This is a genomic window from Micromonospora sp. NPDC048986, from assembly GCF_040649335.1.
GTDB lineage: Bacteria > Actinomycetota > Actinomycetes > Mycobacteriales > Micromonosporaceae > Micromonospora > Micromonospora alfalfae.
Genome location: NZ_JBEZFJ010000001.1, coordinates 892,571 through 917,007 on the forward strand (window position 1 = coordinate 892,571; position 24,437 = coordinate 917,007).

Here is a 24,437-nt window from a genome sequence, read left to right on the forward strand (position 1 = left end):
AAGGAACCGGCCGACCGGTGTCGACGCCCAGCGTCGGCCCCTGCCGTACCCGTCGAGAGCGACCTTACCCGGGTTGCCCGTCTCTCCGACATGTCATCTTCCCGCCGTACCTGGCGGGGTTCCGGCAGTCGAAGAGCTCGTCCGGTTACGACCGTTGTCAGCCACGTTGCTGGCACATGTACTAGCTAATCTACGGCTTCACCGCAAGTGACCGACGCCGGGGCTGGGCTGGCGTGGCGCTCGCGCTGCCTCGTACGTTCCCACCGATCGGGTCGCCACCCTCAGCCGTACGGTTGGTTATCCACAGGCCGAAGCGGTGGTTGACCGGCGAATCGCGGAGTTATCCACAGGTGCATCCCCAGCCTGGTGATCCGTAGTCACGGTCCGTATGAGTGCCAACTTGTTGTAATCAGGTGTGGACGTTCAGCGACCGAGGCGGCGGCGAACCATTCCGACCACCTCGGTGATCTCCCCGATCCGCAGCAGCATGGCCAGACCCAGGTAGCTCCCGCCGATCACCACGCCACCGATCACGAGCTGGATTGCCGCCTCGAACCAGCTCGGCTCGTCGCCGCCGGGCAGCAGGGTGATCACCAACCATCCGACCAGCGCCGCGCCGAGTGCGGCGACCACGACCCGGCCGAGGGTGCGCATGATGGCGCCTAGGCCGATCCGGCCGACCCGAGGCCGGAGCAACCAGGCGGACGCGACCGCCGCCGCCACGTAGGAGACCGCGTTGCCGATCATCATTCCGGCCGCTGCGAAGTGCGCGGCGAACGCAGCGAACAGCACGATCTGTACGCCGACCCGCAGCGCCACCACCGGAATGTTGATCAGGGCCGGGGTGCGGGTGTCCGGCAGGGCGTAGAAGGCAAAGGTGAAGAGCTGGCTGATCGCGAACGGCACCAGGGCGATTGCGGCGAACAGCAGCACGGTGGACGTGGCTGTCGCGTTCTCGGCGCTGAACGCCCCGTACCGGAAGACGACCACCGAGATCGGGGTGGACAGCACCGCGTAGCAGACCGCGATCGGCGCGAGCACCGCCGACACCATCCGGACACCTCGGGAGAGGTCTGCTGTGACGTCGTGGAACCGCCCGTCGGCTGCGGCGGCTGCCATCCGGGGCATCAGCGCGGTGATGATCGAGACGGCGATGATGCCGTGGGCCATCATCAGCAGCAGGAATACGTTGTTGTAGATCAGGATGCCGGCCTGGTCAGTGCCCGCGGCCCGGGTGAGGAGATTGACCACCACGAAGAGGCCGAGCTGGTTGACCGCCACGTAGCAGAACATCCAGGCCCCGAGCTGGGCCAGCTCGCGCAGCCCCAGCTCGCGGAAATCGAACCGCCACCGCCACCGGAAGCCGACCTTGCGCAGCGCCGGCAGCAGACCGGCGGTCTGCACCGCCACGCCGAGCAGGGTGCCACCACCGACCAGCAGGATCCGACCGGTGCCCACCTCCGACGGCTGCAGCCCCTTCGCCCCGTAGACCAGGATGTAGAGACCGAAGACGCCGATCACCACCAGGTTGTTGAGGATGGGGGCCCACATCGGCGCGGCGAAGTGACCCCGGGTGTTCAACACCGCTGCGATCAACGCGCTGACGCCGGTGAAGAACAGCATCGGCAGGATCAGCCACGACAGGCGGGTGATCAGTGTGGTGTAGGCCTCGTCCTTGCCGCTGGCGTAGATGGCTGTCAGCCAGGACGCCGACGCCACGGCGATCAGGGCCGCCACCGCCAACGCCAGCACCGCGAGGCTGAGCAACCGTTGGGCGTACGCCTCACCCCGGTCCGCGTCGCTCTTGCGTCGACGGACCAGCACCGGGATCAGCACGCTGGTAAGCACTCCGCCGAGCAGGAACTCGTACACCTGGTTGGGGAGGAAGATGGCTGTCGTGTAGGCGTTGCCGATCAGGTTGCCGAGGGCGGCGCCGATCATCAGGTTCCGGATGAAGCCGGTGCCCCGGCTCACCAGACTGCCGACAGCCATGACCGCGCTGTTGGCGGCGGCGCTGGTCTCGCCGACGACCTCGGGCGGGGGTGCCGTCGCCTCCACCGCAGGCTGGTTCAGCGGCTCCGCGGAGATGAAGACCGCCCCGTCAGCCGGCGGCACGTTACCGTCCGGCGTGGCGTTGGCGCTGCGGTAGAGCCCGCCGCTCATCTCCAGCCTCCCAGGGGTACGTCGAGTCGGACACCGACCCGCACGCCACAGACCATAGTCAACCCCCACCCGTTACCCGCGCCCGGCGGATCGGATCACACCCCCGCCCGATAAGCTGGTGATCCCATGTCCGAAGCCTCCGCTCCTCACGCCGCCGACCGCCGCGAACTCACCGCCGCGCAGCGCAACGCCGTCGCCGAACTGCTCCGGGTGTCCCCGGTCGCCGACGAGTTGGGCCGCCGCTTCGTCCGCGCCGGTCACGAGTTGCACCTGGTGGGCGGTTCGGTGCGGGATGCCCTGCTCGGTCGACTCGGGGATGACCTCGACTTCTGCACCGACGCGCACCCCGACGAGACCCTGCGGATCATCAAGGGCTGGGCCGAGTCGATCTGGGAGACCGGTCGGGAGTTCGGCACCATCGGCGCTCAGCGCGACGGCCTCCGACTGGAGATCACCACCTTCCGTGCGGAGTCGTACGACCAGGTCAGCCGCAACCCGGTGGTGGTGTACGGCACCAGCCTCGACGAGGACCTGAAGCGGCGCGACTTCACGATCAACGCGATGGCTGTGAGCCTGCCGGAGCACCGGTTCACCGACCCGCACGGTGGGCTGGACGATCTCTCGGCCAAGGTGATCCGTACCCCGAGCACGCCTGGTGAGTCGTTCGGCGACGACCCGCTGCGGATGCTGCGGGCCGCCCGGTTCGCCGCCCAGTTGCGTTTCGCCGTGCACCCGGACGTGCACCTGGCGATGACCGAGATGGCCGCCGACCTGGACCGGATCACCGCCGAGCGGATCCGCGACGAGTTCACCAAGCTGCTCTGCGGCGCGGACCCGATCACCGGGCTGCGGCTGCTGGTCGACACCGGGCTGGCCGAGCGGTTCCTGCCGGAGCTGACCGGGCTGAAGCTGGAGATCGACGAGCACGCCCAGCACAAGGACGTCTACGAGCACACGTTGACTGTCGTCGAGAACGCGGTCTCCTACGAGGAGGAGGGCTGCGACTTCATCCTGCGGATGGCCGCCCTCCTGCACGACGTGGGCAAGCCGGCGACGAAGGCGGTCGGGTCAGACGGCCGGGTCAGCTTCCACCACCACGAGGTGGTCGGCGCCCGGCTGACCAAGGCCCGGATGAAGGCGATGCGCTACCCCAAGGACGTCACAGCGCAGGTGACCGCGCTGGTCGCGCTGCACCTGCGTTTCTACGGGTACGGGCGGGGCGAGTGGACCGACTCGGCGGTGCGCCGCTACGTCGCCGACGCCGGTGACCTGCTGCCCCGCCTGCACAAGCTGACCCGCTCCGACTGCACGACCCGCAACCGGCGCAAGGCCGCCCAGCTCGCGGCCGACTACGACGCGCTGGAGGATCGGATCGCCCGGATCGCGGCCGAGGAAGACCTGGCGCGGGTTCGACCCGACCTCGACGGTAACGCGATCATGGAGCTGCTCGGCGTACCGCCGGGGCCGGTGGTCGGGCGGGCCTGGAAGCACCTCAAGGAGCAACGCCTTGAGCACGGCCCGCTGGACCGCGATGCCGCCGAGGCGGAGCTGCTGCGCTGGGCTCGCGCCGAGGGCATCATCGGCTGACGCGCCCGACGTCAGTGTTGGTCAGATAGCGCGGTCTGCAGCGAGGTGGCGGGAGCCGTCACTTCAGGACGTGGCTGCCGCACCGCACAGCTGTCCGGTCGACGACGAAACGCCAGCGGATCGACCGAATGGCTGAGGTGTATCGCTTTCATCGTCGTCCATGATGGCTGGGCGTCCGTCGGCTACCGGTGCACTGACACCGCCGCCGACCCCACCGCCCGTCCGGTCGTCCGGATTGGACGGGCGACGACCAACGGGGAGATCACCTAGTGAAACGCCGTGGCGTGATACGCCGCTCGGCGGTGGCGAGCCTTGCTCTCGCCTCCGCAACCATCATCGTCAGCGCCGCGACCGGCGGGGCCGCCATGGCCGAACCGACCGCTCCGTTGGCACCGAAGCCCGCAAGCAAGTTGACCGCTCCCAAGCCGGACGGCCGGTTGGCCAAGGCCAAGCCCGCCGAGGTCGTGCCGGGTCGCTACATCGTGGTGCTCAAGGCCAAGAAGACCACCCCCGCCAAGATCAAGGCTGCCGCCTCGGCTCTGGCCAAGGAGAACGGTGGCAGCGTCGGCCGGCTGTACAGCAACGCCGTCAACGGCTACTCCGCCGCGATGACCGCGAAGCAGGCCGGCCGGCTGGCCGCCGACCCGGATGTCGCATCCGTGGAGCCGGTGGTCCGCTTCCACAAGAGCGGAACGCAGAGCGCGCCTCCCTCCTGGGGCCTGGACCGGATCGATCAGGTCTCGCCCAAGCTGAATGGCAGCTACACCTACCCCACCACCGGTGCCGGGGTGAGGGCGTACATCGTCGACACCGGAATCGACATCAATCACAGTGACTTCGGTGGCCGTGCCTCGTACGGCTACGACGCGATCGACCGGGACAATGTGGCGCAGGACTGCAACGGTCACGGCACGCACGTGGCGGGCACCGTCGGCGGCACGAAGTACGGCGTGGCCAAGGGTGTCAACCTGGTCGCCGTCCGGGTCCTCGACTGCGAGGGTTCTGGCACCACCGAGGAGGTCCTGGCCGGGGTCGACTGGGTGACCGCCAACGCGCAGAAGCCTGCCGTGGTCAACATGAGCCTCGGCGGCCCGGAGGACCCGGACTCCCCGGCGCTCTCCAACGCGGTCAGCAACTCCATCGCCACCGGTCTCACCTACGCGGTGGCCGCCGGCAACGAAGCGGACGATGCCTGCTACTACACCCCGGCCAGGGTGTCGGCGGCGATCACCGTCGGAGCCACCGACAGGATCGACCGTCGGGCCTCCACCGAACTCTTCGATTCGAACTACGGTTCGTGTGTCGACGTCTGGGCCCCGGGCGTGGACATCGTCTCGGCGGCAAGTGGGACCACCGACGGGTCGGTGGCCTTCAGCGGGACCTCGATGGCGTCGCCGCACGTGGCGGGAGCCGCTGCGCTGCTGCTTCAGTCGAACCCGACGTGGTCTCCGTCGCAGGTGCGCAACACGATAGTGACCCGAGGGCTCGCCGGCGCTGTGTTGAACCCGCAGGGCGGGGTGGACCGGCTGCTCAACGTCGCGTCGGCCCTCTCTCCCGCGCGCACCGCGCACGGTCTGCTGGCGCGTTCCAACGGCTATTTCGTCTCGGCTGACGGTGCGGGCAGCAAGCCGCTGGCCTCCGTCGGCCCGGTGCTGGGCGGCTGGGAGAAGTTCGACATCGTCGACGCCGGCAGCGGCCTGGTCGCCCTGCGGGCGAACGTCAATGGCAAGTACGTCAGCGCCAACGGTGCCGGCAGCAAGCCGCTGATCGCCGCCGCCGCGTCGGTGAGCACCTGGGAGAGGTTCCAGCTGGTTCACAACATCGACGGCACGGTGAGCCTGAAGGCCACTGTCAACAACAAGTACGTCAGTGCGCCCAGCAACGGTGGCCCGCTGATTGCCAGCGCGACCAACGCCAGCACCTGGGAGAAGTTCGACCTCGAGACGAACCTGATCGTCAGCTTCAAGTCGTCCGCCAGCGGCAAGTACGTCTCCGCTGACGGTGCCGGGAGCAAGCCGCTGATCCCGGTGGCCGCGACGGTCAGCACCTGGGAGAAGTTCGAGCTGTTCGATCTGGACTTCTACGGTTACTTCGGCCTGCGGTCGTTGGCCAACGGCAAGTGGGTCTCGGCGACCGGTGCCGGATCGCAGCCGATGCTCGCCTCGGCCACCGGTATCGACGCCTGGGAGGCCTTCACCTTCTGGCACCGGGGTGTCGGGACCACTGACGGGTCGGGCTGGATCTACGCGAACGTCGACGGGCAGGCGGTCAGTGCCGGCAGCGCCGGGACCAGCCAGCTGATCCCGAACAAGAACTTCGACTTCTTTGCTCCGGACTTCGGCCTCTCGGCGGGCGAGCGCTTCGTCATGAACCTCGCCTGAACCAACAACGGAATTACCACCGGCGCCCGCCGGCACCCCTCCCTCGGGAGGCGGTGTCGGCGGGCGCCGGCCGTTCGTTGGTCATCCGGTGCCGGCCAGCGCCCTGACGGCCGGCCGGCCCCTCGGGCTCAGCGCGAAACGGTGTTGCCGTCCACAGTGCCGACCCCGGTGGCCGGCGCGGTGACGTCGGTGCGTCCGGCACCGAGCCGGGCCAGCAGGCCGGGCAGGTCGATCCCGGTGAGGTCGCTGCCGAGCTGGAGGCCCTGGGCCACGTTGCCGGCCACCGACTTCGTGAGCGACGACGCACCGTCGGTGGAGATGACTGTCATCTTGTCGATCGCCCCGATCGGCGCGCTGGCCGCCTCGACGACCTGCGGCAGCACCTTGACCAGCAGGTCCAGTACGGCCGCCTCTCCGTACGCGGCGAACGCCTCGGCCTTGCGCGCCATCGCGTCGGCCTCGGCCTCACCCTTGGCGAGGATCGCCGCGGCCTCGGCCTGACCTTCCCGCTCCACCGCCTCGGCGATGGCGGAACGCCGCCGCTGCTCGGCCTCACCCTCCTTGGCGCCTTCGATGGCGTTTGCCTCGGCGAGCGCGGCCCGTCGGGCCCGCTCGCCCTCACCGGTGAGGCGGGCCTGCTCGGCGGAGGCCTGCGCGGCGGCGATGACCGACTGGCGCTGCGCGTCGGCGTGCAGCACCGCCGCGTTGCGGGACGCCTCGGCCTCCTGCTCCACCTTGTACCGGGCCGCGTCGGCCGGCTTGCGAACCTCGGTGTCGAGTTGGCGCTGCTTGAGTTCGGCGTTGCGCTCGGCCACCTTCTGCTGTTCGGAGAGGATCGCCTGGTCCCGCTCGGCCTGGGCGAGCGGTCCGGCCGCTGCGGACTTCGCCTTCGCCGCGTCGATCTCGGCCTGGATGCCGGCCTGCTTGAGGGCCAGGTTGCGGTTCGCCTCGGCGATGGCCTCCTCGGCCAGCAGTCGCTCCTGCTCGGCCTGCTGCCGGGCCCGGGCCTCGGCGATCGCCGCGTCCTTGAGCACCCGGGCGGCCTCGGGTCGGCCCAGGTCCTGGAGGTAGGAGCCTTCGGCGAGGATGTCCTGGAGTTGGAAGGTGTCCAACACCAGACCCTGGTTGGTCATCGAGTGCTCGGCCTCCTCGGCGACCGCGCTGGCGAACGCCGCCCGGTCCCGGATGACCTCCTCGACGGTGAGCCGGCCGACGATCGAGCGCAGCGCGCCGGCCAGCACCTCCCGGGTGAAGTTGTCGATCTCGTCCTGCTGGTGCAGGAACCGTTGGGCGGCGGCCCGGATCGCGTCCTCGGTGCCGCCGACCTTGACGATCGCCACCCCGTGCAGGTCGGCGCGGATGCCCTGCTTGCTGACGGCGCCCCGGATGCCGACGTCGATCCGCCGGCTGGACAGGTCGAGCGACTGGAGCTTCTGCACCACCGGCAGCACGAACACCGAGGCACCCAGCACTACCTTCTGCCCGGAGTTGTCGGTGGACCGCCCGCCGTCGGCGGTCTGGGTGGTGCGGCCCTTGCGACCGGTGACGATGAACGCCTCGTTCGGGCCCGCCACCTTGATCCGGGAGAGCACGAAGAGCACCAGGATGAGCGCGAGGAGGACCGCGCCACCGATGGCGATGAGTAGGGCCATATGAGGAGTCCCGTCTATGAGGGGGAGGTCAGTAGGTCTCTACGTGCACGCTGGTCTCACTGAGCGCCTGCACGACGAAGACCTGTGCGCCGATCGGGATCGGCTGGTCCGCGCGGGCGCTGAGCTTGACCGGTTGGCCGGCGAGGCGGATGCGAACCTCGCCGTACCCGTTGGCCGGCACCGGGGTGACGACCAGGCCGAGCGCGCCGACCAGGTCGTCGCGGGTGGGGGTGGGGTCGGTGCGCATGTTCCGCGCCGCCCGGCTTAGCCGGGACGCCAACCAGCCGGTGGGCACGGCTGCGAGCACGCCGCCGGCCGCCGCCCCGACGACCATGCCGGGGGTACGCGCACCGAGCAGTTCGTTGACGATGGCCGCGCCGAACCCGAAAGCCCCGGCGAAGCCGGCGACCGTCTCGACCGAGATCGGCCCGTCCACGTCGGCGTGCCCGAACTGGAGCAGCTCGGTGCCGAGCAGGGCGAGCGCGAGCACACCGATGCCCGCCCCGCCGATGATCAGAAAGATGAGCGTCCCGGTTGCCACGACCTTGACGGTATCGACGCCGCGCAACGCCGAACGGCCTGGCAGGGCCCCAAGATGATCTACCGATGCCGGGTCGGGAGTGGCGCTCAGGCCGACGTTGGTGGCCGGGCCGGCGAGAGAGCCCGCGTCGGGGAGAATAGGTGGATGCGCTGGATTGTGCTCGACTCACCGATCGGTGAGTTCTCCGTCGCCACCGACGGCACGAGCGTCCGCGGTGCCCATTTCGGCAGGTTCGAGGCTGCCACCATCGAGCCCGACGACGCGCTGTCCCGGCAGGCCGTCGACGAGCTGCGGGCGTACTTCGCCGGTGAGTTGACCGCGTTCACCGTTCCGGTGTCGGTGCCACGCGGCTCCGACTTCGAGCGCGCCGTCTGGCGGGAGATGACCCGGATCCCGTACGGAGAGACGCTGACGTACGGCGAGGTGGCGCGCCTGGTCGGCGACCCGGGGGCGGCGCGGGCGGTGGGAGTGGCGTGCAATCGCAACCCGGTCCCGGTGCTCGTGCCCTGTCACCGGATCGTCGGCGCGGGCGGCAAGCTGGTCGGCTTCGGTGGGGGCCTGCCGCGCAAGGTCAAGCTGCTGGAGTTGGAGGCTGGGGTCGCGCTGCGACACGCCTGGTCCTGAGCCCTCTGCGGAGGCGCCGGAGCGGGGCATCACCCGGCGCTGGGCGGTCCTTCCGATCTGGCGGGCGAGGCGGCCTTGGACGGCGTCACCACCTCACCCGGGTGCCCGAGCCACGGTGGGTCGACCGGGAGCCGCCGCCGGAAGAAGTCGTTGGACCGGGGCAAAGCCAGCAGGACCAGAGCGACGAGTATCGCCACCGGCGCGCCCAGGCCAAGGGTGAGCAACAGAGGTTCCAGCCACAGCGGCATGCCGTCCCGCGCCATCGTGGTGATCCGGTCGATGTCCCCGTCGGAGTACACGGAGTAGAGCGGCCGGGGAGACCGGACCGCCCCCACGGTGGCGCAGCAGGCGAGGAAGGGCGCCGTGGCCCAGGAGGCGATCCGCGCGCCGTTCACCCCCACGACGTTGGCGGCGGCCAGCGCGAGAAGGCCGATCGCCAACACCGCTGTCAACAGGTCGGCCAGCAGGTCGGCGGTGCTGCCCAGACCGGCGAAGGCGACTCCGCCAGTGGGTTCGAAGGACCTGGCGGCCGTGTGGAAGAAGTCCTGGTGCCAGTAGGTGAGAGGCAGCGCGGCCAGTTGCGCGACAGCGGCCAGGGCCAGCAGCAGGCAGGCCAACGCGACGACGCGGGGCCGGGGAGTTCGGGCCGGTTGCGAGGCCTTAGCTGTGCTGTCGGTGCGGGAGGCCATGACTGGATTATCGGGAGCCTCGTTGCCACCCGTGGTCCCGTGGGCGGTGGTGAGGATCACGGGCGGCTGTCGTACCCGGGAATGCAGCCCGAAGGGCCGGGTCCGCACGGACCCGGCCCTTCGACGGTGCTGGTGATCAGCGCGTCAGCGCGTGACCTCACCGGCGATGAACTCCTCGACGGCCTGGTGGGCGTCGTGGTCGGCGTACTGCACCGGCGGCGACTTCATGAAGTACGACGAGGCCGACAGGATCGGGCCACCGATCTTCCGGTCCAGGGCGATCTTCGCGGCCCGGACCGCGTCGATGATGACGCCTGCCGAGTTCGGAGAGTCCCACACCTCGAGCTTGAGCTCGGCGTTGAGGGGGGTGTCACCGAACGAGCGGCCCTCCAGGCGGATGTACGCCCACTTGCGGTCGTCCAGCCACGGCACGTGGTCCGACGGGCCGATGTGCACGTCGCTCTTGCTCATCTCGTGCGGGATCTGCGAGGTGACCGACTGGGTCTTCGAGATCTTCTTCGAGACCAGCCGCTTGCGCTCCAGCATGTTCATGAAGTCCATGTTGCCGCCGAAGTTGAGCTGGTACGTGCGCAGCAGCTCGACGCCGCGGTCCTCGAAGAGCTTCGCGAGGGCACGGTGCACGATGGTGGCGCCGACCTGGCTCTTGATGTCGTCACCGACGATCGGCAGGCCCGCGTCGGTGAACTTCTGGGCCCACTCGGGGTCGGAGGCGATGAAGACCGGCAGGGCGTTGACGAACGCGCAGCCGGCGTCGATCGCGGCCTGGGCGTAGAACTTGGCGGCCTGCTCGGAGCCGACCGGCAGGTAGCAGACGACGACGTCGACCTGCGCGTCGCGCAGCGCCTGCGCCACGTCGACCGGGGTGGCGTCCGACTCCTCGACGATCTCGCGGTAGTACTGGCCCAGACCGTCGAAGGTCGGACCGCGCTGCACGCTGACGCCGGTCGGCGGCACGTCGCAGAGCTTGATGGTGTTGTTCTCGCTGGCGACGATCGCCTCCGCGAGGTCCATGCCCACCTTCTTGGCGTCCACGTCGAATGCCGCGACGAACTCCACGGCGTTGACGTGGTAGTCGCCGAAGGCGACGTGCATGAGACCCGGGACGCGGTCGTTCGGGTTGGCGTTCCGGTAGTACTCGACGCCCTGAACCAGGGACGAGGCGCAGTTACCCACACCGACGATGGCGACGCGGACGGAGCCCATAGCGTCTGCCTCCTTCTTTTCTGTCACGGCCGCTCATTCCTGGTCTCTCCAGGCGGAGGCGGGCTGTTGTCTTCTCGTCGGCCGCCGGCTGTCCCGATGTTCGGGACCGTCGGGGCTCGGCCGGAGCGCTCGTTGGCGATGAGCTCCTCCAGCCAGCGGACCTCGCGCTCACAGGCATCAAGGCCGTGGCGCTGCAGTTCCAGCGTGTAAGCGTCGAGGCGCTCGGCCGCCCGGCCCAGCACGTCACGAAGCCCTTCGCGACGCTCCTCGATCTTGCGGCGGCGACCCTCCAGAATGCGCAGTCGGGTCGCCTGGTCGGTCCGGGCGAAGAACGCGAAGTGCACCCCGAAGCCCGTGTCGTCGTACGTCTCGGGCCCGGCCTGTGCGATCAGCTGGGCGAAGCGTTCCTTGCCTTCCGCGGTGATTTTGTAGACCACCCGACCTCGTCGGCTGGTCAGCGCGGGAACCTCCTCGGCAGTGGCGGGTGTCTCAGCAGCTTCGGTGATCCATCCCGCCGCCTGCAGCCTGCGTAGCGTGGGATAGAGCGAGCCGTAGCTGATCGCCGCCCGGATCGCGCCGAGTTTGGCGGTCAGCTCCTTGCGCAGCTCATAGCCGTGCATCGGAGACTCCTGCAGGAGGCCGAGGATGGCGAACTCAAGCACTGGCCACCCTCTCTTTACCCTCCGGCGTGGAGCGGTAACCGCCGCGATGTATCGGACCGATACATCGCACGTTAGCGGGTCGTGCCGGCCAGGGCAAACCCCCGTTCCGAGATGCCCTCGTCACGGATTGTGAGCGTGGTCGCCTGGTCGGGCCGGACCGCGTACCCTTCTCCGCATGCGTACGCAGCGCCAGGTCGTCGACTACTCGCTTCAGAAGCGAGCAGTGCTGCGTGAGCTCCTGGCCGGCCGAGTCGGCACGTACGACGTCTGCGACGCGTCGCCGTACCTGAAGAACGCCGCTCGGTTCCATGGCGAGCCGACCGACCGGCGCTGCCCGATCTGCCGCAGCGAAAACCTGACCCTCGTCCACTACATTTACGGTGACGAACTCAAGCAGTCCGCCGGGCAGGCCCGGACACTGGCCGAGCTGCCGGTGCTGGCGATGACGCTGCGTGAGTTCCAGGTCTTCGTGGTGGAGGTGTGCCTCGGTTGTGACTGGAACCATCTCGTCGAGCAGTACCTGCTCGGCCGGGACGGGCTGACCGGCGACAGCGACGGCACCAACGAGCAGAACGCGGCGGGCGCCGAAGGCGCTGGCCGGCGGAGGCGAGAGGCGCAACGGTGATCTCAGCTGGTTGTACCGGCCCCGGGGCCGTAGACGAAACCCGGGACGGTCGACCGCTCGGTGGTCCGATTGGCCCGATTGATACGGCAATGACCCTGGTCGGCTGGCACCCCCGTGCCGGCGTCCCGGGTGAAGCAACTCACGGCAACCCGGTGGCGGCGCAGCCGCGCCCCACCGCGACCGGCAGGGTGTGAGGAATGAACTCGTACGGCGATCCCAGTTCTGCGCGCGGACGGACCCAGCACTCGGGTCCAGACGGTGACCCTGGGCCGGGCGCGGACGACGCGTACCGCAGACCCGGCGGTGATTCCGGCGGGAGCGGCTGGTCAGCCTCGGACCGAGGCACGGCAACCCCAGGGCGGGCCTCGGTGACGCCGCGGGCTGCCGGTGGTCGCGCCAGTGTCGGCGGTTCCGCCTCGGTGCCGCCGCGCGGCAGCGCGGCCGCCGGGTCCGCCTCGGTGGGTTCGGCGGCGAGCGGCCGGGCCGGTCGAGCCTCGGTGCCGGTGTCCCCGGCACCAGGTGTGGCCGCTGGCCGCGCTGGCGCCGGACGGGCCTCGGTGCCCGTCTCCCCGGCGCCGGGCGCGCCGGCAGGTCGGGCCGCGGTCGGTGCCGCCGCCGTCGGTGCGGCCTCGGTCGGCACCGCGTCGGCGGGTCGGGCCAGCGTCGGCTCCGCATCGGTCGGTGGTCGTGCGGCGGTCGCCCGGGCGAGCGTCTCGCCGGTCTCCGGCGGGCCGGGCGGCCCGGGGGGTCCCGGTGGGCCCGGCGGTCCGGGTGGTCCCGGTCGGGGTGGCCGTGGTCCGGGTGACTCGGGCGCCGCGGCGCGGGCGAAGAAGCGCAAGCGGATGAACCTGCTGATCGCCGGATTCGCTGTCTTCATCATGCTCGCCGGCATCGGCGTGGTCGGGTTCACCTACTACTCGACGAACGTGGTGCTTCCGGACGAGATCACTCCGCCGCAGGCGACGACCCTGTACGCCTTCGACAACAAGACGATCATCGCCAAGGTGGGCGATCAGAACCGGACCCTGGTCACCATCGACCAGATTCCTGAGTACGTGCAGAACGCGGTGGCCGCGGCCGAGGACCGGAACTTCTACCGGCACTCCGGCGTGGACTACAAGGGCATCGCCCGCGCCGGCTGGAACAACCTCTCCGGCGGTGACAAGCAGGGTGCCTCCACCATCACCCAGCAGTACGCGCGCAACGCCTACGACAACCTGAAGGACGACACGTACGCCCGGAAGGTGAAGGAGGCGATCCTCGCCTCCAAGCTCAACGACGAGTACACGAAGCCGCAGATCATGCAGCACTACCTCAACGTGATCTACTTCGGCCGGGGTGCCTACGGCATCGAGGCTGCGGCGCAGACCTACTTCGGCAAGTCGGTGAGCAAGCTCGATCCGGCCGAGGGTGCCGTGCTCGCGGCCCTGATCAAGCAGCCCGAACCCAGCTCCACCCACCAGGGATACGACCCGGCGATCAACCCGACCGCGGCCCAGGATCGCTGGAACTACGTGATCGACGGCATGGTCAAGGAGGGCTGGCTCGGTGTGCCCGGCAAGGAGCCGAGGCCTGCCGCCTACCCGCTGAAGAGCATCAAGTCCCCGAAGAAGGGCGGCATCGGCGTCGACTTCGGCGTCGACACCCCGTACGGCAATGTCATCAACTACGTCCGGCAGGAGATGCGGGACAGGGGAATCTGCGTCGAGAAGGACGCGGAGGTGACGGATGCCAAGCCGCTGTGCTCCCAGGCGCTGATGGCTGGCGGTTACCGGATCCGCACCACTGTGGACACCAAGATGCAGGCGGCGGCGGTCGAGACGGTCCAGCGCAAGTCCAAGGGCTCCGAGCTGGCCGGTCAGAAGAGCAACATCATGGCGGCGATGGTAGCGATCGACCCCACCAACGGTCGGGTCGTCGCGTACTACGGCGGTGACAACGGCACCGGCACCGACTACGCCGGCAAGAACACCGACTCCAGCGGGGCGATCAGCGGCGGTCACTCGCCCGGATCAAGTTTCAAGATCTACACGCTGGCGGCGGCGCTCAAGGAGAAGAAGGCGCTCGAGTCACGCTGGAAGGGCAAGGCCTTCAAGCCGGAAGGCACCTTCAAGGTCAGCAACGCGGGCGACGACAACCCTGACTGCGGTAACTCCTGCACGCTGCGGGTGTCCACGCTCAAGTCCCTGAACGTGCCGTTCTACTACGTCACCGAGGAGATCGGCGCGGACAAGGTCGTGGACATGGCCAAGCAGGCCGGCGTCACCACCATGTGGCGTACTGACACCAACCCGGCGAAGGCCTACGACCTGACCAAGAGCGACCCGAAGGACATCACGCCGGAGCCGTTCTTCAACGTGGTCGGCTACGGCCAGTACCCGATCACGGTGCTGGACCACGCCAACGGCGTTGCCACCTTCGCCAACGGGGGTGTCTACAACAAGGCCCACTTCCTGTACTCGGTGGAGAAGCAGAACGCGAACACCGGTAAGTGGGACAAGGTCTACAGCGAGAAGCTCGACTCGAAGCGGCGAATCGAGAGGAGCGTCGTGGACGACGTGACGTCCGTGCTGAAGGACTACCCGGCTGCTGTCAACCACCGGCTCGATGACGGTCGCAAGGCGGCCTCCAAGACCGGCACCTGGGAACTCAAGGACGGCAGTAAGGAGAACGGCGACGCCTGGATGATCGGTTACACGCCACAGTTGGCCACCGCGGTGTGGGTGGGCAACGTGGGGGACCGGAAGCCACTCATCCTCAAGGACGGCCGCAAGGTCAGCGGTGGAAACCTCCCGGGCGACATCTGGGAGCGGTTCATGAACGAGGCGCTGAAGGGCAAACCGAAGGTCGACTTCCCGCCCGCCGCGAACGTCGGCGATCCGGATTCCGGAAACGGTGAAGCGCCTCCGCCTCCGCCCCCACCGCCGCCACCGACCAACCCGGGGGGCCAGGGCCTGCCCTGTAACCCGCTGATCGATCTGCTCTGCAACCCCGGAGGCAACAACCCCGGAGGTGGCGGGAACCCTGGGGGCAATCCCGGCGGCAACCCGGGAGGTAATCCCGGCGGCAATCCCGGCGGCGGCGGAACAGGCGGTGGCGGTGGCGGTGGCGGGCTGCTGCCCAGCCTGCCACCCAACCGGGACTGACCCACACCAACGAACGACGCCGCCGCTGGCCGGACGACCTGTCCCGGCCGGCGGCGGCGTTTTCGTGCCCGGAAGTCCGCGCCGGGACAGGACGGGCACCCCTGCCGTACGGCAGGATGCCTCTTCATGAGCACCCAGTCGACGCCCGGCATCGACGACGCCGGAACCACCGATCACCCGTCCCGCTCCGACGGGTTCGTCCGCGGCATCTCCAGCGTCATCGGCGGGCCGCTGGGCGACCACGCGACAGCGCTGAACCGGCCGGCTGGTCGGGAGCGTCGCTTCTGGACCGCCGTACGGATCGTGCTGGCGCTGGCGTGCCTCACGCTCGCGCTGCACTGGGTGCAGAAATCGCCCTGCCAGGACGGCGCCTGGCAGAACAACGTCCAGTACACCCGGTTCTGCTACACCGACGTCCTCGCCCTCTACTACGCCGAAGGGCTCAACGAGGGCAAGGTGCCCTACCGCGACCACCCGGTCGAGTACCCGGTGCTGACCGGCTACTTCATGGGGGCGCTGGGCCTGCCGGTGCACGCCATCGGTGACGGCGACCCGAGCATCAACCAGGGTCAGTGGTTCTACAACCTCAACGCGCTGGTGCTCGGTGCGCTCGCGGTGGCCACGGTGGCGGTGATCCTGGCGTTGCGCCGCCGACGACCCTGGGACGCGGCGATGTTCGCACTCGCCCCGGCACTGGTGCTCACCGCCACTGTCAACTGGGACCTGCTCGCCATCGGGCTGGCCGCCTTCGGCCTGCTGGCATGGGCTCGAAAACGACCGGCGGTGGCCGGCGTGCTGCTCGGGTTGGCCGGCGCGGCGAAGCTCTGGCCGCTGTTCCTGCTCGGGCCGATCCTCATCCTGGCGCTACGGGCCAACCGGGTTCGTGCCGCGCTCGTCGCCATCGGTACGGCGATCGCGGCAGTGGTGCTCGTCAACCTGCCGGCCGCCCGCGCCTACCCGGAGAACTGGGACCGGTTCTTCGAACTGAACACCACCCGACCGATCGACTGGGGCACGCTCTGGTACATCGGGCGCTACCTGGACGGCAAGGTCGGCAACGATCCCGCGAAGCTCGGCCCGTTCGAGTGGCTCAACGCCAACATCCCGACCCTCAACACCGTCTCGTACGCGCTGTTCGGGCTGGCCTGCCTCGGCGTCGCCGTGCTGGCGCTGCGGGCGCCGCGCCGACCGCGGCTGGCTCAGCTCGGTTTCCTGGTGGTGGCGGCGTTCCTCATCTTCAGCAAGGTCTGGTCGCAGCAGTTCGTCCTCTGGCTGCTCCCGCTGGTGGTGCTGGCCCGCCCGAAGTGGGGCGCGTTCCTGGCCTGGCAGATCGCCGAGGTCTGCTACTTCGTCGCCTTCTACGGCGAGTTGCTCGGCGCGGCAACCAGCAAGCCGGTCTTCCCGGAGGGGGTGTTCGTGCTGGCCTCGACGCTGCGACTGGCCACTGTGGTGGCGCTCTGCGTGTTCGTCGTGAAGGAGATCCTGCACCCCGAGCAGGACGCGGTGCGGGCCACCTACCCGGACGACCCGGACGGTGGCGTCCTCGACGGCGCCCCGGACGCCCCCTGGATAGACCGCTGGCGCCGCCCTGTGAGAAGCGAGCCCTCCGTGGAACCCATCACCACCTGACCCCTTCAGGCCGAACGCGGCCCGGACCAGGTCAGGGTTTGCGGGGGAGCCCGCCCGGCGCAGGGATCACGCCTGACCGCCCGGAGCCGGGTGGGCTCCCCCGCAACCCCGCCCCAAAGCCTCAGAGGCGATAGACGACAGCGTCGCCGACCTCCTGCCGGCTGATGCCGAGCGACTCGACCGGCGCGTCGATGGTGATCTCCCAGGGCGTGCCGGTCACCTGGCCGCGCAGCAGCACCACAGTGCGGACGCCGAGCGTGCGCAGGTAGTCGATGCTGGTCTGGTCCGGGAACGACTGGCTCACCCGACGGACGTCGTCGAGCTGGCGCGGCGTGAAGCCGCTACCGCCGTTGACGACGTCGGGGAACCCGCTCGTCGACCAGAGCATCACGTGCTGGTCCAGGCTCTGATTGCTGGGCAGCACCAGCATCGGCCCCTCCGCCGAACGCATCGCCGCCGGCTGGGTCGGCACCACCGGATGCGGGGTGGTGTTCAGACCCTCCACGGTGACGAGCAGCAGCGGCAGCAGGGTGGCCGTCCGCAGCCACGGCCCCGGCCACGACGGGATTCGTTGCGCCGTCAGCTCGCGGACCCGGTCGGTGAGGGCGGTGACAGCGCCCGCCGCGAGCAGGCCGAGCAACAACGTGGTCCAGAGCATCAACCGCCCGGGGGTACGCAGCGCACTCCAGCCCGGCAGATGCTCGAAGAGGGGCACGTAGGTGAAGGTGCCGTCGAAGAAGCGGGTGCCCATCGCGAAGGCCATGGTCACCAGCACCCCGGCGAGCAGCAGCAGTCGATGCCGCAGCCGCCACACAGAGAAGAGCAACCCGCCCGCAGCGAGCGCGTAGAGCACGAAGCCCGGCAGCAGGGTCATCTCCGGGTGCCACGGCAGCGCCTCCCGGGCACCCTCGTGCAGCCCACCCCAGATCCGCGACTCCCCGGGCGCCGTCACGAAGCCCGAAGCCGGCGGCGAGAAGAGGCTGATGTCGCCGATGGTGCGCTCGGCGTACGGGTGCAGCTCGGTCACCTTGAAGAACGGGAACGCCATCAGCAGACCGACACCGGCGAACAACACCCCGCCGAGCACGTCGGCGACGAACAACCGGCGACCGAACGGCACGGCCTGCCCGGTGCGCAGCCGTCGTGCGAAGAACAGGATGGCAGTGACCAGCACCGCGCCGGCCAGGAAGTACGCGAATGGCAGCCCGATGCCGAAGCCGAGGCTGAGTTGCCAGGCCGCCACCAGCCAACCCGCGTAGACCCATCCGTCATGCCGGCGCTCCGGCCGGTAGCCGTGCCGTAGCGACCACCCGTGCCCGCGCGCCAACATCGCCAGCGCCAGCGGAATGCCCCCGTTGGAGAGCACGTGCAGGTGCCCGGCCTGGGCCAGCAGCCACGGCGCGTAGGTGTAGCTCACGCCCGCGACCGCCGCACCGATCCGGCCGGCCCCGAGCTGTCGGGCCAGCGCGTACGCCCCGAGCGTGGCGAGCGCGTGCGCCAGCACGAACATGATGTTGTAGCGCAGCACGGCGTCCTCGGGACCGCTGCCGAGCATCCCGGCCGGGGCGTACCCGAGCAGCGTGTCGGAGAACGCGAAACTCCACAGCTCGGGGAAGAACGTGTTCGACTGCCACAGCCGCGCCGGCTCCGCCAGCAGGATGTGCCCGGACCAGGCCATCTGCCAGGCTTGCAGGCTCGGGTCCCAGTAGTCCTGCGGAAGGGTGTAGCGCGGATAGCGCAGCGTCGGCCAGGTCATCAACACGGCCAGTGCCAACGCGCCGAGGGCGGCCAGGGTCCACTCGTGGATCAGGAACCGGCCGACCGCCCGGCCCGCCCGGCTGAAAATGGAGGGCCGTGGCTCCGGGGCGGAGGCGAACGCCTCCCAACGCTCCGGGCCGACCGGCTTCGCCTCGCTGTCAGCCTTGTCCGTACCGTCGGCGCCGTCCGCCTTCGCGCCCTTGGCCGGGTCGCTGTCCTCGGCCGGTCTGCTGTCCTTGGTCGCGCCGGTGCCCTTGGCAGTGCTGGCGCTGACCGCGGTGCCGTCCTCGGCCGCAACCTGCTCGGTCGTGGTGCTCTGCCTGGCCGCGGCGTCCTGCCTGTCGCCGGGGCGGGCCGCGTCAGTGGCGGGACCGCTCGTCGTGGGGTCGGCCTCGGAACCGCCGTCCGGGGTGGTTCCGGCCGCTGCGCCGTCGCCAGTTGGCGGCTGGGCGGCCGTGGTCCCGGCGGGGGCCTTGTCGGAGGTTCGAGCCGGTCGGGTGGGGGTGCCGGCTGCGGCCGTGGTGGCGGGTTGACTCTCGGCGGCCGCGCCGGTGGAGGTGGGCCGGGCGTTGCCGGTCCCGGGCTGTCCGCTCGTCATGCCGCCGAGCTCTCCGCTCCGAGCTGCTCACGCAGAAAGTCGATGTCGGCGGCCTGGCCGGTCACACCGCCCGGTGTCTCGACGACCACCGGCGCGCCGGCCGCCCGGATCACCGCCACCACCAGCTCCGGGTCGATCGTCCCGCCGCCCAGGTTGTCGTGACGGTCCTGGCCGGAGTTGAAGGCGCCCTTGGAGTTGTTGGCGTGCACCAGGTCGATCCGCCCGGTGATCGCCTTGACCCGGTCGACCACGTCGAGCAGCTCCTCGCCGCCCGCGTGTGCGTGGCAGGTGTCCAGGCAGAAGCCGACCTCGTAGTCACCGATGGCGTCCCAGAGTCGGGCGAGCGCGTCCAGCCGTCGGGCGCAGGCGTTGTCGCCGCCAGCGGTGTTCTCGATCAGGACCGGTACGCCGAAGCCGCCGGAGTCCGCCGCGTACGCGAAGGTCTTGCGCCAGTTGTCGAAGCCGACGGCCAGGTCGTCGCCGGCGTTGACGTGCCCACCGTGGACGATCAGGCCCTTGGCGCCGATGGCGGCGGCCGCGTTGGCGTGCCCGAGTAGCAGCTTGCGGCTCGGGATCCGGATGCGGTTGTTGAGCGTGGCCACGTTGATCACGTAGGGCGCGTGCACGTAGAGGTCGACCTCGGCCTCGCGCAGCCGCTGGGCATCTTCGCGAGGCTTGGGCGCCTTCCATCCCTGTGGGTCGGCGAGGAAGAACTGCACGGTCTCGGCGGACCGGGCGGCCGCCTCCGCCAGCGGGTCGGTCGAGTCGACGTGGGCTCCGATACGCATGCGAGCGAGCCTACGTCGAGCCCCCGACCGGCCGGGCGACGGCCGGGGCGGTGTCGCGTCACCGGAGGGACCGACGATCGTTGATGGGTGTGAACCGGCGACCAGCATCCCGGTGCCGCCAGCGGCGCGAGCGTCGCACACGGCGACCGGCGGTCGACGGCCGACAGCGAGGTCACCCCCGCGGCGCGGCCCGGCGCAGCGGGGGCGACCCCATCGCACACGGATACCGAGCGACCACGAATCTCGGAAAATTGTGCTTTTCCCCCCGACAAGGTACGAGTGCTGTTGTATCGTCAGATAACAACACGATAAAGCTCCGCGGGGCGTCTTCGGTCCAACCTCATCGGTGTGGTCGTTCCTCCCCAGGTCCCACCCAAGGAATGCGGACCGGACGCCCCGCGGCCTCGTAGACGGGGGCCCACCACCGACCAGTTGACGGTCGGACGGTGGGCCCCCGTCGGCACGTCCGGGCGCGGACCCGACCACCCCGGGCATGATCGTTGGGACCGGGTATCCTGGTCAGGTTGTCCGCGTCCGGCCGGGTTCCCTCGGCGCGTGCGGGCAGCGACACAAGACCTCCTGCCACGGAAGGACCGTGGCCGCTTAGCCCACAGGAGGTGAGCACGTCTTGCGTCACTACGAACTAATGGTCATCCTCGACTCCAGCCTCGAGGAGCGCACCGTCGCACCGTCGCTCGACACGTACCTGAACGTGATTCGGACCGCGGGTGGCTCGGTTGAGAAGACCGACGTGTGGGGCCGCAGGCGCCTCGCGTACGAGATCAACAAAAAGGCCGAAGGCATCTACGCCGTCATCGACCTGCAGGCTACGCCTGCTGCGGTGGCCGAGCTGGACCGTCAGCTCCGGCTCAACGAGTCCGTGCTGCGCACCAAGGTCATCCGACCGGAAATGCGCTAGAGCATCCAACCCCGGTTCGTCCGGATCAGCCTCCGCGACTCTGTCGTACGGCTCTGCGAGCCTGTACGACGAGACGCTGAGTGCGCGAGGAGATGGTCATGGCAGGAGACACCACCATCACGGTCATCGGCAATCTGACCGATGACCCCGAGTTGCGGTTCACCCCCTCCGGGGCTGCGGTCGCCAAGTTCCGAGTCGCTTCGACGCCGCGTTTCATGGACAAGGCGTCGAACGAATGGAAGGACGGCGAGCCGCTGTTCCTCGCATGCACCGTGTGGCGGCAGGCCGCCGAGCACGTCGCCGAGTCGCTGCAGCGTGGCGCCCGGGTGATCGTGTCGGGCCGGCTGCGTCAGCGGTCGTACGAGACCCGCGAGGGTGAGAAGCGCACTGTCATCGAGCTTGAGGTCGACGAGATCGGCCCGTCGCTGCGCTACGCCACGGCGAAGGTGCAGAAGATGTCCCGCTCCGGCGGCGGTGGCGGCGGCTTCGGTGGCGGCGGTGGCGGTGGCAACCAGGGTGGCGGCGGAGGAAACTTCGACGACCCCTGGGCTTCGGCTGCACCCTCTCCCGCGCGTGCCGGTTCGGGCGCCAATTTTGACGAGGAGCCACCGTTCTAATGGCGCCTAGCGCTCGCGATCGCAAACCAGGAGCACGTGCAACGGCCAAGGCTGCGGCACTGCGCAAGCCCAAGAAGAAGGTGAACCCGCTCGACAAGGACGGGATCGCCTACATCGATTACAAGGACACCGCGCTGCTGCGCAAGTTCATCTCCGATCGCGGCAAGATCCGCGCTCGTCGGGTGACCGGCGTGACCTCGCAGCAGCAGCGGCAGATCGCCCGTGCGGTCAAGAACGCCCGTGAGATGGCGCTCCTGCCGTACACGGCCACCACCCGCTGAGAGGAGGCACCGATATGAAGATCATCCTGACTCAGGAAGTGTCCGGCCTCGGTGCCCCGGGCGACATCGTCGAGGTCAAGAACGGCTACGGCCGTAACTACCTGCTGCCGCAGGGCTTCGCGATCGTCTGGACCAAGGGCGCGGAAAAGCAGGTCACGGTCATCAAGCGGGCCCGTGGGGCCCGCGAGATCCGCGACCTCGACCACGCCAACGAGGTCAAGGCTCAGCTCGAGGGTCTCAAGGTCAACCTGAAGGTCCGCGCCGGCGACGGCGGACGGCTCTTCGGCTCGGTCACTCCGGCCGAGATCGTCGACGCCGTCAAGGCCGCCAGCGGCCCGGTCCTCGATCGTCGCCGGCTGGAGGTGCCCGGTCACATCAAGTCGATCGGCGCCTACCCGGTGAAGATCAAGCTGCACCCCGAGGTGACCGCGTCGTTCAACCTGAACGTCGTTCAGGGCTGACGTCCGCAACACCACCACGAGGGCCCGCACCGAGCGATCGGTGCGGGCCCTCGTGCGTACGTGGTCCGACCCGACACCGCCCGGGCCCGCCGACGGGCCCGCGTCGTCCACACCCTCGGTGAAGCTGCCCCCGACCGCGACGAAACTGCGGTCACCCGATGGGCTGGCCCGTCACCGCGCTGATCAGCACAGTGGAGAGGCCACCGCCCACCACCGCGGCGGCAACAGCGATGGTCGCCGAGCGCCATGTCGTACCCACCCGCCGCAGTAGCGCCGCCACCACCAAACTGCTCACCAGCGCCAAACCGAAGCGCGGCGAACCGGCCACCAGCGACTCCAGGGCGCGCGACCGGGCGGACTCACACCCGCCCCCGCTGATGTCTGTCACACAACCAGCCGGCGCCTGGCTGTCCAACGTCAACAGCCAAACGAAGATCAGCATCGCCGGCACCAGGTAACAGGCCGCCGTGTACAGCAGAGGCCGGACGGACCCACCCGGATCCGGATCCAGCAGGTCGTCCTCCAGACGCCTCGCCCAGGCACCCGTGGCCGCCGACTCGACCCGCCGACGTACCGACGCCGTTCCCACCGCAGGCCGCTCCGCCCGACGCCGCGGCGTACCCGCACGTGGCCCGCCAGTACGCGGCGCAGGCGCGCTGCGCGGCCGTGGGGCGGTGTATCCCACCACCGGAGACCGGGGCGCCGACGTCGTCGGATCCATCCAACGCGGGTCGTCATCAGCCAACCGAGTGCCGGACCAGAACCCGTCTTCCCGGCTCGGCCACCCCTCGGCCGCCTCCGAGCGATCGGAGCGCGGCGCCAGCGTACGGTCCCACTGGTCGTCCTCGATCGCGGACCGCTCCCACTGGCCGGTGCGGTCCGACCGTTCCCAGCCCCCGACGCTCTCCACCGCCGACCACTGCCCGCTCAGATCCCCGCCCTCCGCGCCGGTCGTCGGCGGCCACGCGTGCACGCCGGAGGCGTCCCACGGGTCCACAGCAGGCGGGTACGACGGTTCGGGCTCCACCGCCCGGTCCGATCCGCTGGCCCACGGGTCGGCCGCCGGACGGGACCAGGACTCCTCCGCCGCACGGCGGCTACGCCGGCTGGGACGGCTCGGCTCCTGCTCCGGCACCTGCCCGCCAGGAGCGGACTCGGGCTCCCCGCCCGACCAGATCACCTGCGGACGGCCAACGGGCGCGCGGCGGGGCCGCCGGTCCGAAACAGCGCCAGAGACCGGCTCGTCCTCCCCGGCGTCGGCGCGTCGGCGGCCGGCATACCCCTGGTCCTGCGGCCGGTCGAGCGTCCACTCTCGGGTGTGGTCCGAGTCTGGCGCGGGGCCGATCGCTGCCTGCTCCCGTCGGCGCGGCTCGCTGCCGCGCCGCCGACCACTCGACGACTCGGCGGACCGTCGGCCTGCCCCCGAGACCGGCCGCTCGGGCTCGTCCTCGTCGTCGTCCGGTGCCGCGTGCCGGCCACCGCCGTCCGCGTGCCGGACCCCTGACTCCAGCGCCCACCGGGGCAGGTAGGCGTCGACAGGCTCGTCCTGGCCGCGGTCCAGGGCACGCCGCCGGCTTGAGGTGCGGTAGCGCCCGTCCTCGTCGTACGGATCAACCGGAACAGACGCCGCGCGGTCACCCCACGAGGCGGTTGGCTGGCGCTCGCGCGGGCTGCCATCGCCGCGTCCCCAGTCCCGGTAATTCACGGCCGGAGTGTGACCCTTCTGAACCGAAAGCGGAATCCGCTGTCCAGGTGTAGCCGTTCGCTGGAGATAGTACGGGACGATCGTGTCACAGGCCCGACCGAAATATTCTCCTCCACAGGCTGGGGAGCATGTCTTCGCAGGTCAACGACTTATGGCCGAGAATTCCCCAATGGTTATCCACAGGCTGTGCACACGCTGCGCACATGCTGTCCACCGGGATCCACAGGTTGTCCCGAGGCTCGTCCACCGGCGTTGTTGAGTCTCTGACCTCGGGGTCCGTATGGTTGGCCCTCGACCGTCGGCGATGGCCCCCGATCGACCGGCCCGGTCGGAGGAGAAGTGTCGTACCCCAGCGATAGAGCTGGGTTTGGAACCGGTGCAGTGGAG

At 69.7% G+C, this 24,437-nt stretch carries 19 protein-coding genes; 10 read left to right on the forward strand and 9 right to left on the reverse strand.

The window, feature by feature from the left end:
- Positions 1–423: 423 nt before the first annotated feature.
- A complete protein-coding gene (gene murJ / locus AB0B94_RS04145) occupies positions 424–2,163 on the reverse strand; it encodes a murein biosynthesis integral membrane protein MurJ (RefSeq protein ID WP_357268064.1) in 1,740 nt (579 codons plus the stop codon).
- Between the two features lie 126 nt (positions 2,164–2,289).
- Between murJ and AB0B94_RS04150 the strand changes: the two genes are divergently transcribed.
- Both AB0B94_RS04150 and AB0B94_RS04155 read left to right on the forward strand, forming a co-directional pair.
- A complete protein-coding gene (locus AB0B94_RS04150) occupies positions 2,290–3,750 on the forward strand; it encodes a CCA tRNA nucleotidyltransferase (protein ID WP_357268066.1) in 1,461 nt (486 codons plus the stop codon).
- A gap of 302 nt (positions 3,751–4,052) precedes the next feature.
- On the forward strand, positions 4,053–6,131 hold the full coding sequence (locus AB0B94_RS04155; RefSeq protein WP_357268068.1) for a S8 family serine peptidase: 2,079 nt from the start codon (positions 4,053–4,055) through the stop codon (positions 6,129–6,131).
- A 128-nt stretch (positions 6,132–6,259) separates the two neighbouring features.
- On the opposite strand, the gene AB0B94_RS04160 is transcribed toward AB0B94_RS04155, so the two are convergent.
- On the reverse strand, positions 6,260–7,783 hold the full coding sequence (locus tag AB0B94_RS04160) for an SPFH domain-containing protein (protein WP_357268070.1): 1,524 nt from the start codon (positions 7,781–7,783) through the stop codon (positions 6,260–6,262).
- Between the two features lie 28 nt (positions 7,784–7,811).
- Complete coding sequence (locus tag AB0B94_RS04165) at positions 7,812–8,351, reverse strand: hypothetical protein (RefSeq protein WP_238669618.1); 540 nt, start codon at positions 8,349–8,351, stop codon at positions 7,812–7,814.
- 117 nt (positions 8,352–8,468) lie between these two features.
- Here AB0B94_RS04165 and AB0B94_RS04170 point away from each other — a divergent pair, with 117 nt between their 5' ends.
- Positions 8,469–8,948, forward strand: a complete 480-nt coding sequence (locus AB0B94_RS04170; RefSeq protein ID WP_357268073.1) for a methylated-DNA--[protein]-cysteine S-methyltransferase — start codon at positions 8,469–8,471, stop codon at positions 8,946–8,948.
- A 29-nt stretch (positions 8,949–8,977) separates the two neighbouring features.
- On the opposite strand, the gene AB0B94_RS04175 is transcribed toward AB0B94_RS04170, so the two are convergent.
- The 3 genes from AB0B94_RS04175 to AB0B94_RS04185 form a co-directional block, all read right to left on the reverse strand.
- Entirely contained in the window at positions 8,978–9,637 is a 660-nt protein-coding gene (locus AB0B94_RS04175; RefSeq protein ID WP_357268075.1) for a hypothetical protein, read from the reverse strand.
- Positions 9,638–9,781: 144 nt separating this feature from the next.
- Positions 9,782–10,861: an inositol-3-phosphate synthase gene (locus tag AB0B94_RS04180; RefSeq protein WP_238669615.1), complete on the reverse strand. Its 1,080-nt coding sequence runs from the start codon at positions 10,859–10,861 to the stop codon at positions 9,782–9,784.
- 23 nt (positions 10,862–10,884) lie between these two features.
- Positions 10,885–11,523, reverse strand: coding sequence for a PadR family transcriptional regulator (locus AB0B94_RS04185; RefSeq protein ID WP_030331823.1), 639 nt, complete (start codon positions 11,521–11,523; stop codon positions 10,885–10,887).
- A 175-nt stretch (positions 11,524–11,698) separates the two neighbouring features.
- Here AB0B94_RS04185 and AB0B94_RS04190 point away from each other — a divergent pair, with 175 nt between their 5' ends.
- The 3 genes from AB0B94_RS04190 (at position 11,699) to AB0B94_RS04200 (ending at position 16,923) form a co-directional block, all read left to right on the forward strand.
- Positions 11,699–12,148 carry a DUF5318 domain-containing protein gene (locus AB0B94_RS04190; protein WP_357268077.1) on the forward strand — a complete coding sequence of 150 codons (450 nt, stop codon included), beginning with the start codon at positions 11,699–11,701 and terminating at the stop codon, positions 12,146–12,148.
- A gap of 197 nt (positions 12,149–12,345) precedes the next feature.
- Positions 12,346–15,294 carry a transglycosylase domain-containing protein gene (locus tag AB0B94_RS04195; protein WP_357268079.1) on the forward strand — a complete coding sequence of 983 codons (2,949 nt, stop codon included), beginning with the start codon at positions 12,346–12,348 and terminating at the stop codon, positions 15,292–15,294.
- Between the two features lie 126 nt (positions 15,295–15,420).
- Positions 15,421–16,923: a glycosyltransferase 87 family protein gene (locus AB0B94_RS04200; RefSeq protein WP_357268081.1), complete on the forward strand. Its 1,503-nt coding sequence runs from the start codon at positions 15,421–15,423 to the stop codon at positions 16,921–16,923.
- A gap of 121 nt (positions 16,924–17,044) precedes the next feature.
- Here AB0B94_RS04200 and AB0B94_RS04205 read toward each other — a convergent pair whose 3' ends face one another.
- Together AB0B94_RS04205 and AB0B94_RS04210 are read right to left on the reverse strand one after the other, a co-directional pair.
- Positions 17,045–19,279 (reverse strand): hypothetical protein, encoded by a 2,235-nt coding sequence (locus AB0B94_RS04205; RefSeq protein WP_357268083.1) that lies wholly within the window; start codon positions 19,277–19,279, stop codon positions 17,045–17,047.
- A complete protein-coding gene (locus AB0B94_RS04210) occupies positions 19,276–20,067 on the reverse strand; it encodes a deoxyribonuclease IV (RefSeq protein ID WP_357268085.1) in 792 nt (263 codons plus the stop codon). The genes AB0B94_RS04205 and AB0B94_RS04210 overlap by 4 nt, the downstream gene beginning before the upstream one ends.
- 628 nt (positions 20,068–20,695) lie before the next feature.
- Between AB0B94_RS04210 and rpsF the strand changes: the two genes are divergently transcribed.
- From rpsF to rplI, 4 genes are all read left to right on the forward strand, one after another.
- Entirely contained in the window at positions 20,696–20,986 is a 291-nt protein-coding gene (gene rpsF / locus AB0B94_RS04215) for a 30S ribosomal protein S6 (RefSeq protein WP_036391391.1), read from the forward strand.
- An 80-nt stretch (positions 20,987–21,066) separates the two neighbouring features.
- The gene (locus AB0B94_RS04220; protein ID WP_181518404.1) at positions 21,067–21,603 is read left to right on the forward strand and encodes a single-stranded DNA-binding protein; all 537 of its coding nucleotides are present in this window, start codon (positions 21,067–21,069) and stop codon (positions 21,601–21,603) included.
- Entirely contained in the window at positions 21,603–21,884 is a 282-nt protein-coding gene (gene rpsR, locus AB0B94_RS04225; RefSeq protein WP_051723758.1) for a 30S ribosomal protein S18, read from the forward strand. The genes AB0B94_RS04220 and rpsR overlap by 1 nt, the downstream gene beginning before the upstream one ends.
- 14 nt (positions 21,885–21,898) lie before the next feature.
- The gene (rplI, locus tag AB0B94_RS04230; RefSeq protein WP_030487689.1) at positions 21,899–22,345 is read left to right on the forward strand and encodes a 50S ribosomal protein L9; all 447 of its coding nucleotides are present in this window, start codon (positions 21,899–21,901) and stop codon (positions 22,343–22,345) included.
- 151 nt (positions 22,346–22,496) lie between these two features.
- On the opposite strand, the gene AB0B94_RS04235 is transcribed toward rplI, so the two are convergent.
- A complete protein-coding gene (locus AB0B94_RS04235) occupies positions 22,497–24,050 on the reverse strand; it encodes a hypothetical protein (protein WP_357268087.1) in 1,554 nt (517 codons plus the stop codon).
- Positions 24,051–24,437 lie beyond the last annotated feature (387 nt).

Bases quoted from the DNA above. Each gene is read 5' to 3' on its own strand.
- AB0B94_RS04195 (WP_357268079.1), top strand. From the start codon at position 12,346: ATGAACTCGTACGGCGATCCCAGTTCTGCGCGCGGACGGACCCAGCAC.
- AB0B94_RS04200 (WP_357268081.1), top strand. From the start codon at position 15,421: ATGAGCACCCAGTCGACGCCCGGCATCGACGACGCCGGAACCACCGAT.
- AB0B94_RS04190 (WP_357268077.1), top strand. From the start codon at position 11,699: ATGCGTACGCAGCGCCAGGTCGTCGACTACTCGCTTCAGAAGCGAGCA.
- rplI (WP_030487689.1), top strand. From the start codon at position 21,899: ATGAAGATCATCCTGACTCAGGAAGTGTCCGGCCTCGGTGCCCCGGGC.
- AB0B94_RS04205 (WP_357268083.1), bottom strand. From the start codon at position 19,279: ATGACGAGCGGACAGCCCGGGACCGGCAACGCCCGGCCCACCTCCACC.
- AB0B94_RS04175 (WP_357268075.1), bottom strand. From the start codon at position 9,637: ATGGCCTCCCGCACCGACAGCACAGCTAAGGCCTCGCAACCGGCCCGA.
- murJ (WP_357268064.1), bottom strand. From the start codon at position 2,163: ATGAGCGGCGGGCTCTACCGCAGCGCCAACGCCACGCCGGACGGTAAC.
- AB0B94_RS04150 (WP_357268066.1), top strand. From the start codon at position 2,290: ATGTCCGAAGCCTCCGCTCCTCACGCCGCCGACCGCCGCGAACTCACC.
- rpsR (WP_051723758.1), top strand. From the start codon at position 21,603: ATGGCGCCTAGCGCTCGCGATCGCAAACCAGGAGCACGTGCAACGGCC.
- AB0B94_RS04170 (WP_357268073.1), top strand. From the start codon at position 8,469: ATGCGCTGGATTGTGCTCGACTCACCGATCGGTGAGTTCTCCGTCGCC.
- AB0B94_RS04210 (WP_357268085.1), bottom strand. From the start codon at position 20,067: ATGCGTATCGGAGCCCACGTCGACTCGACCGACCCGCTGGCGGAGGCG.
- AB0B94_RS04160 (WP_357268070.1), bottom strand. From the start codon at position 7,783: ATGGCCCTACTCATCGCCATCGGTGGCGCGGTCCTCCTCGCGCTCATC.
- AB0B94_RS04180 (WP_238669615.1), bottom strand. From the start codon at position 10,861: ATGGGCTCCGTCCGCGTCGCCATCGTCGGTGTGGGTAACTGCGCCTCG.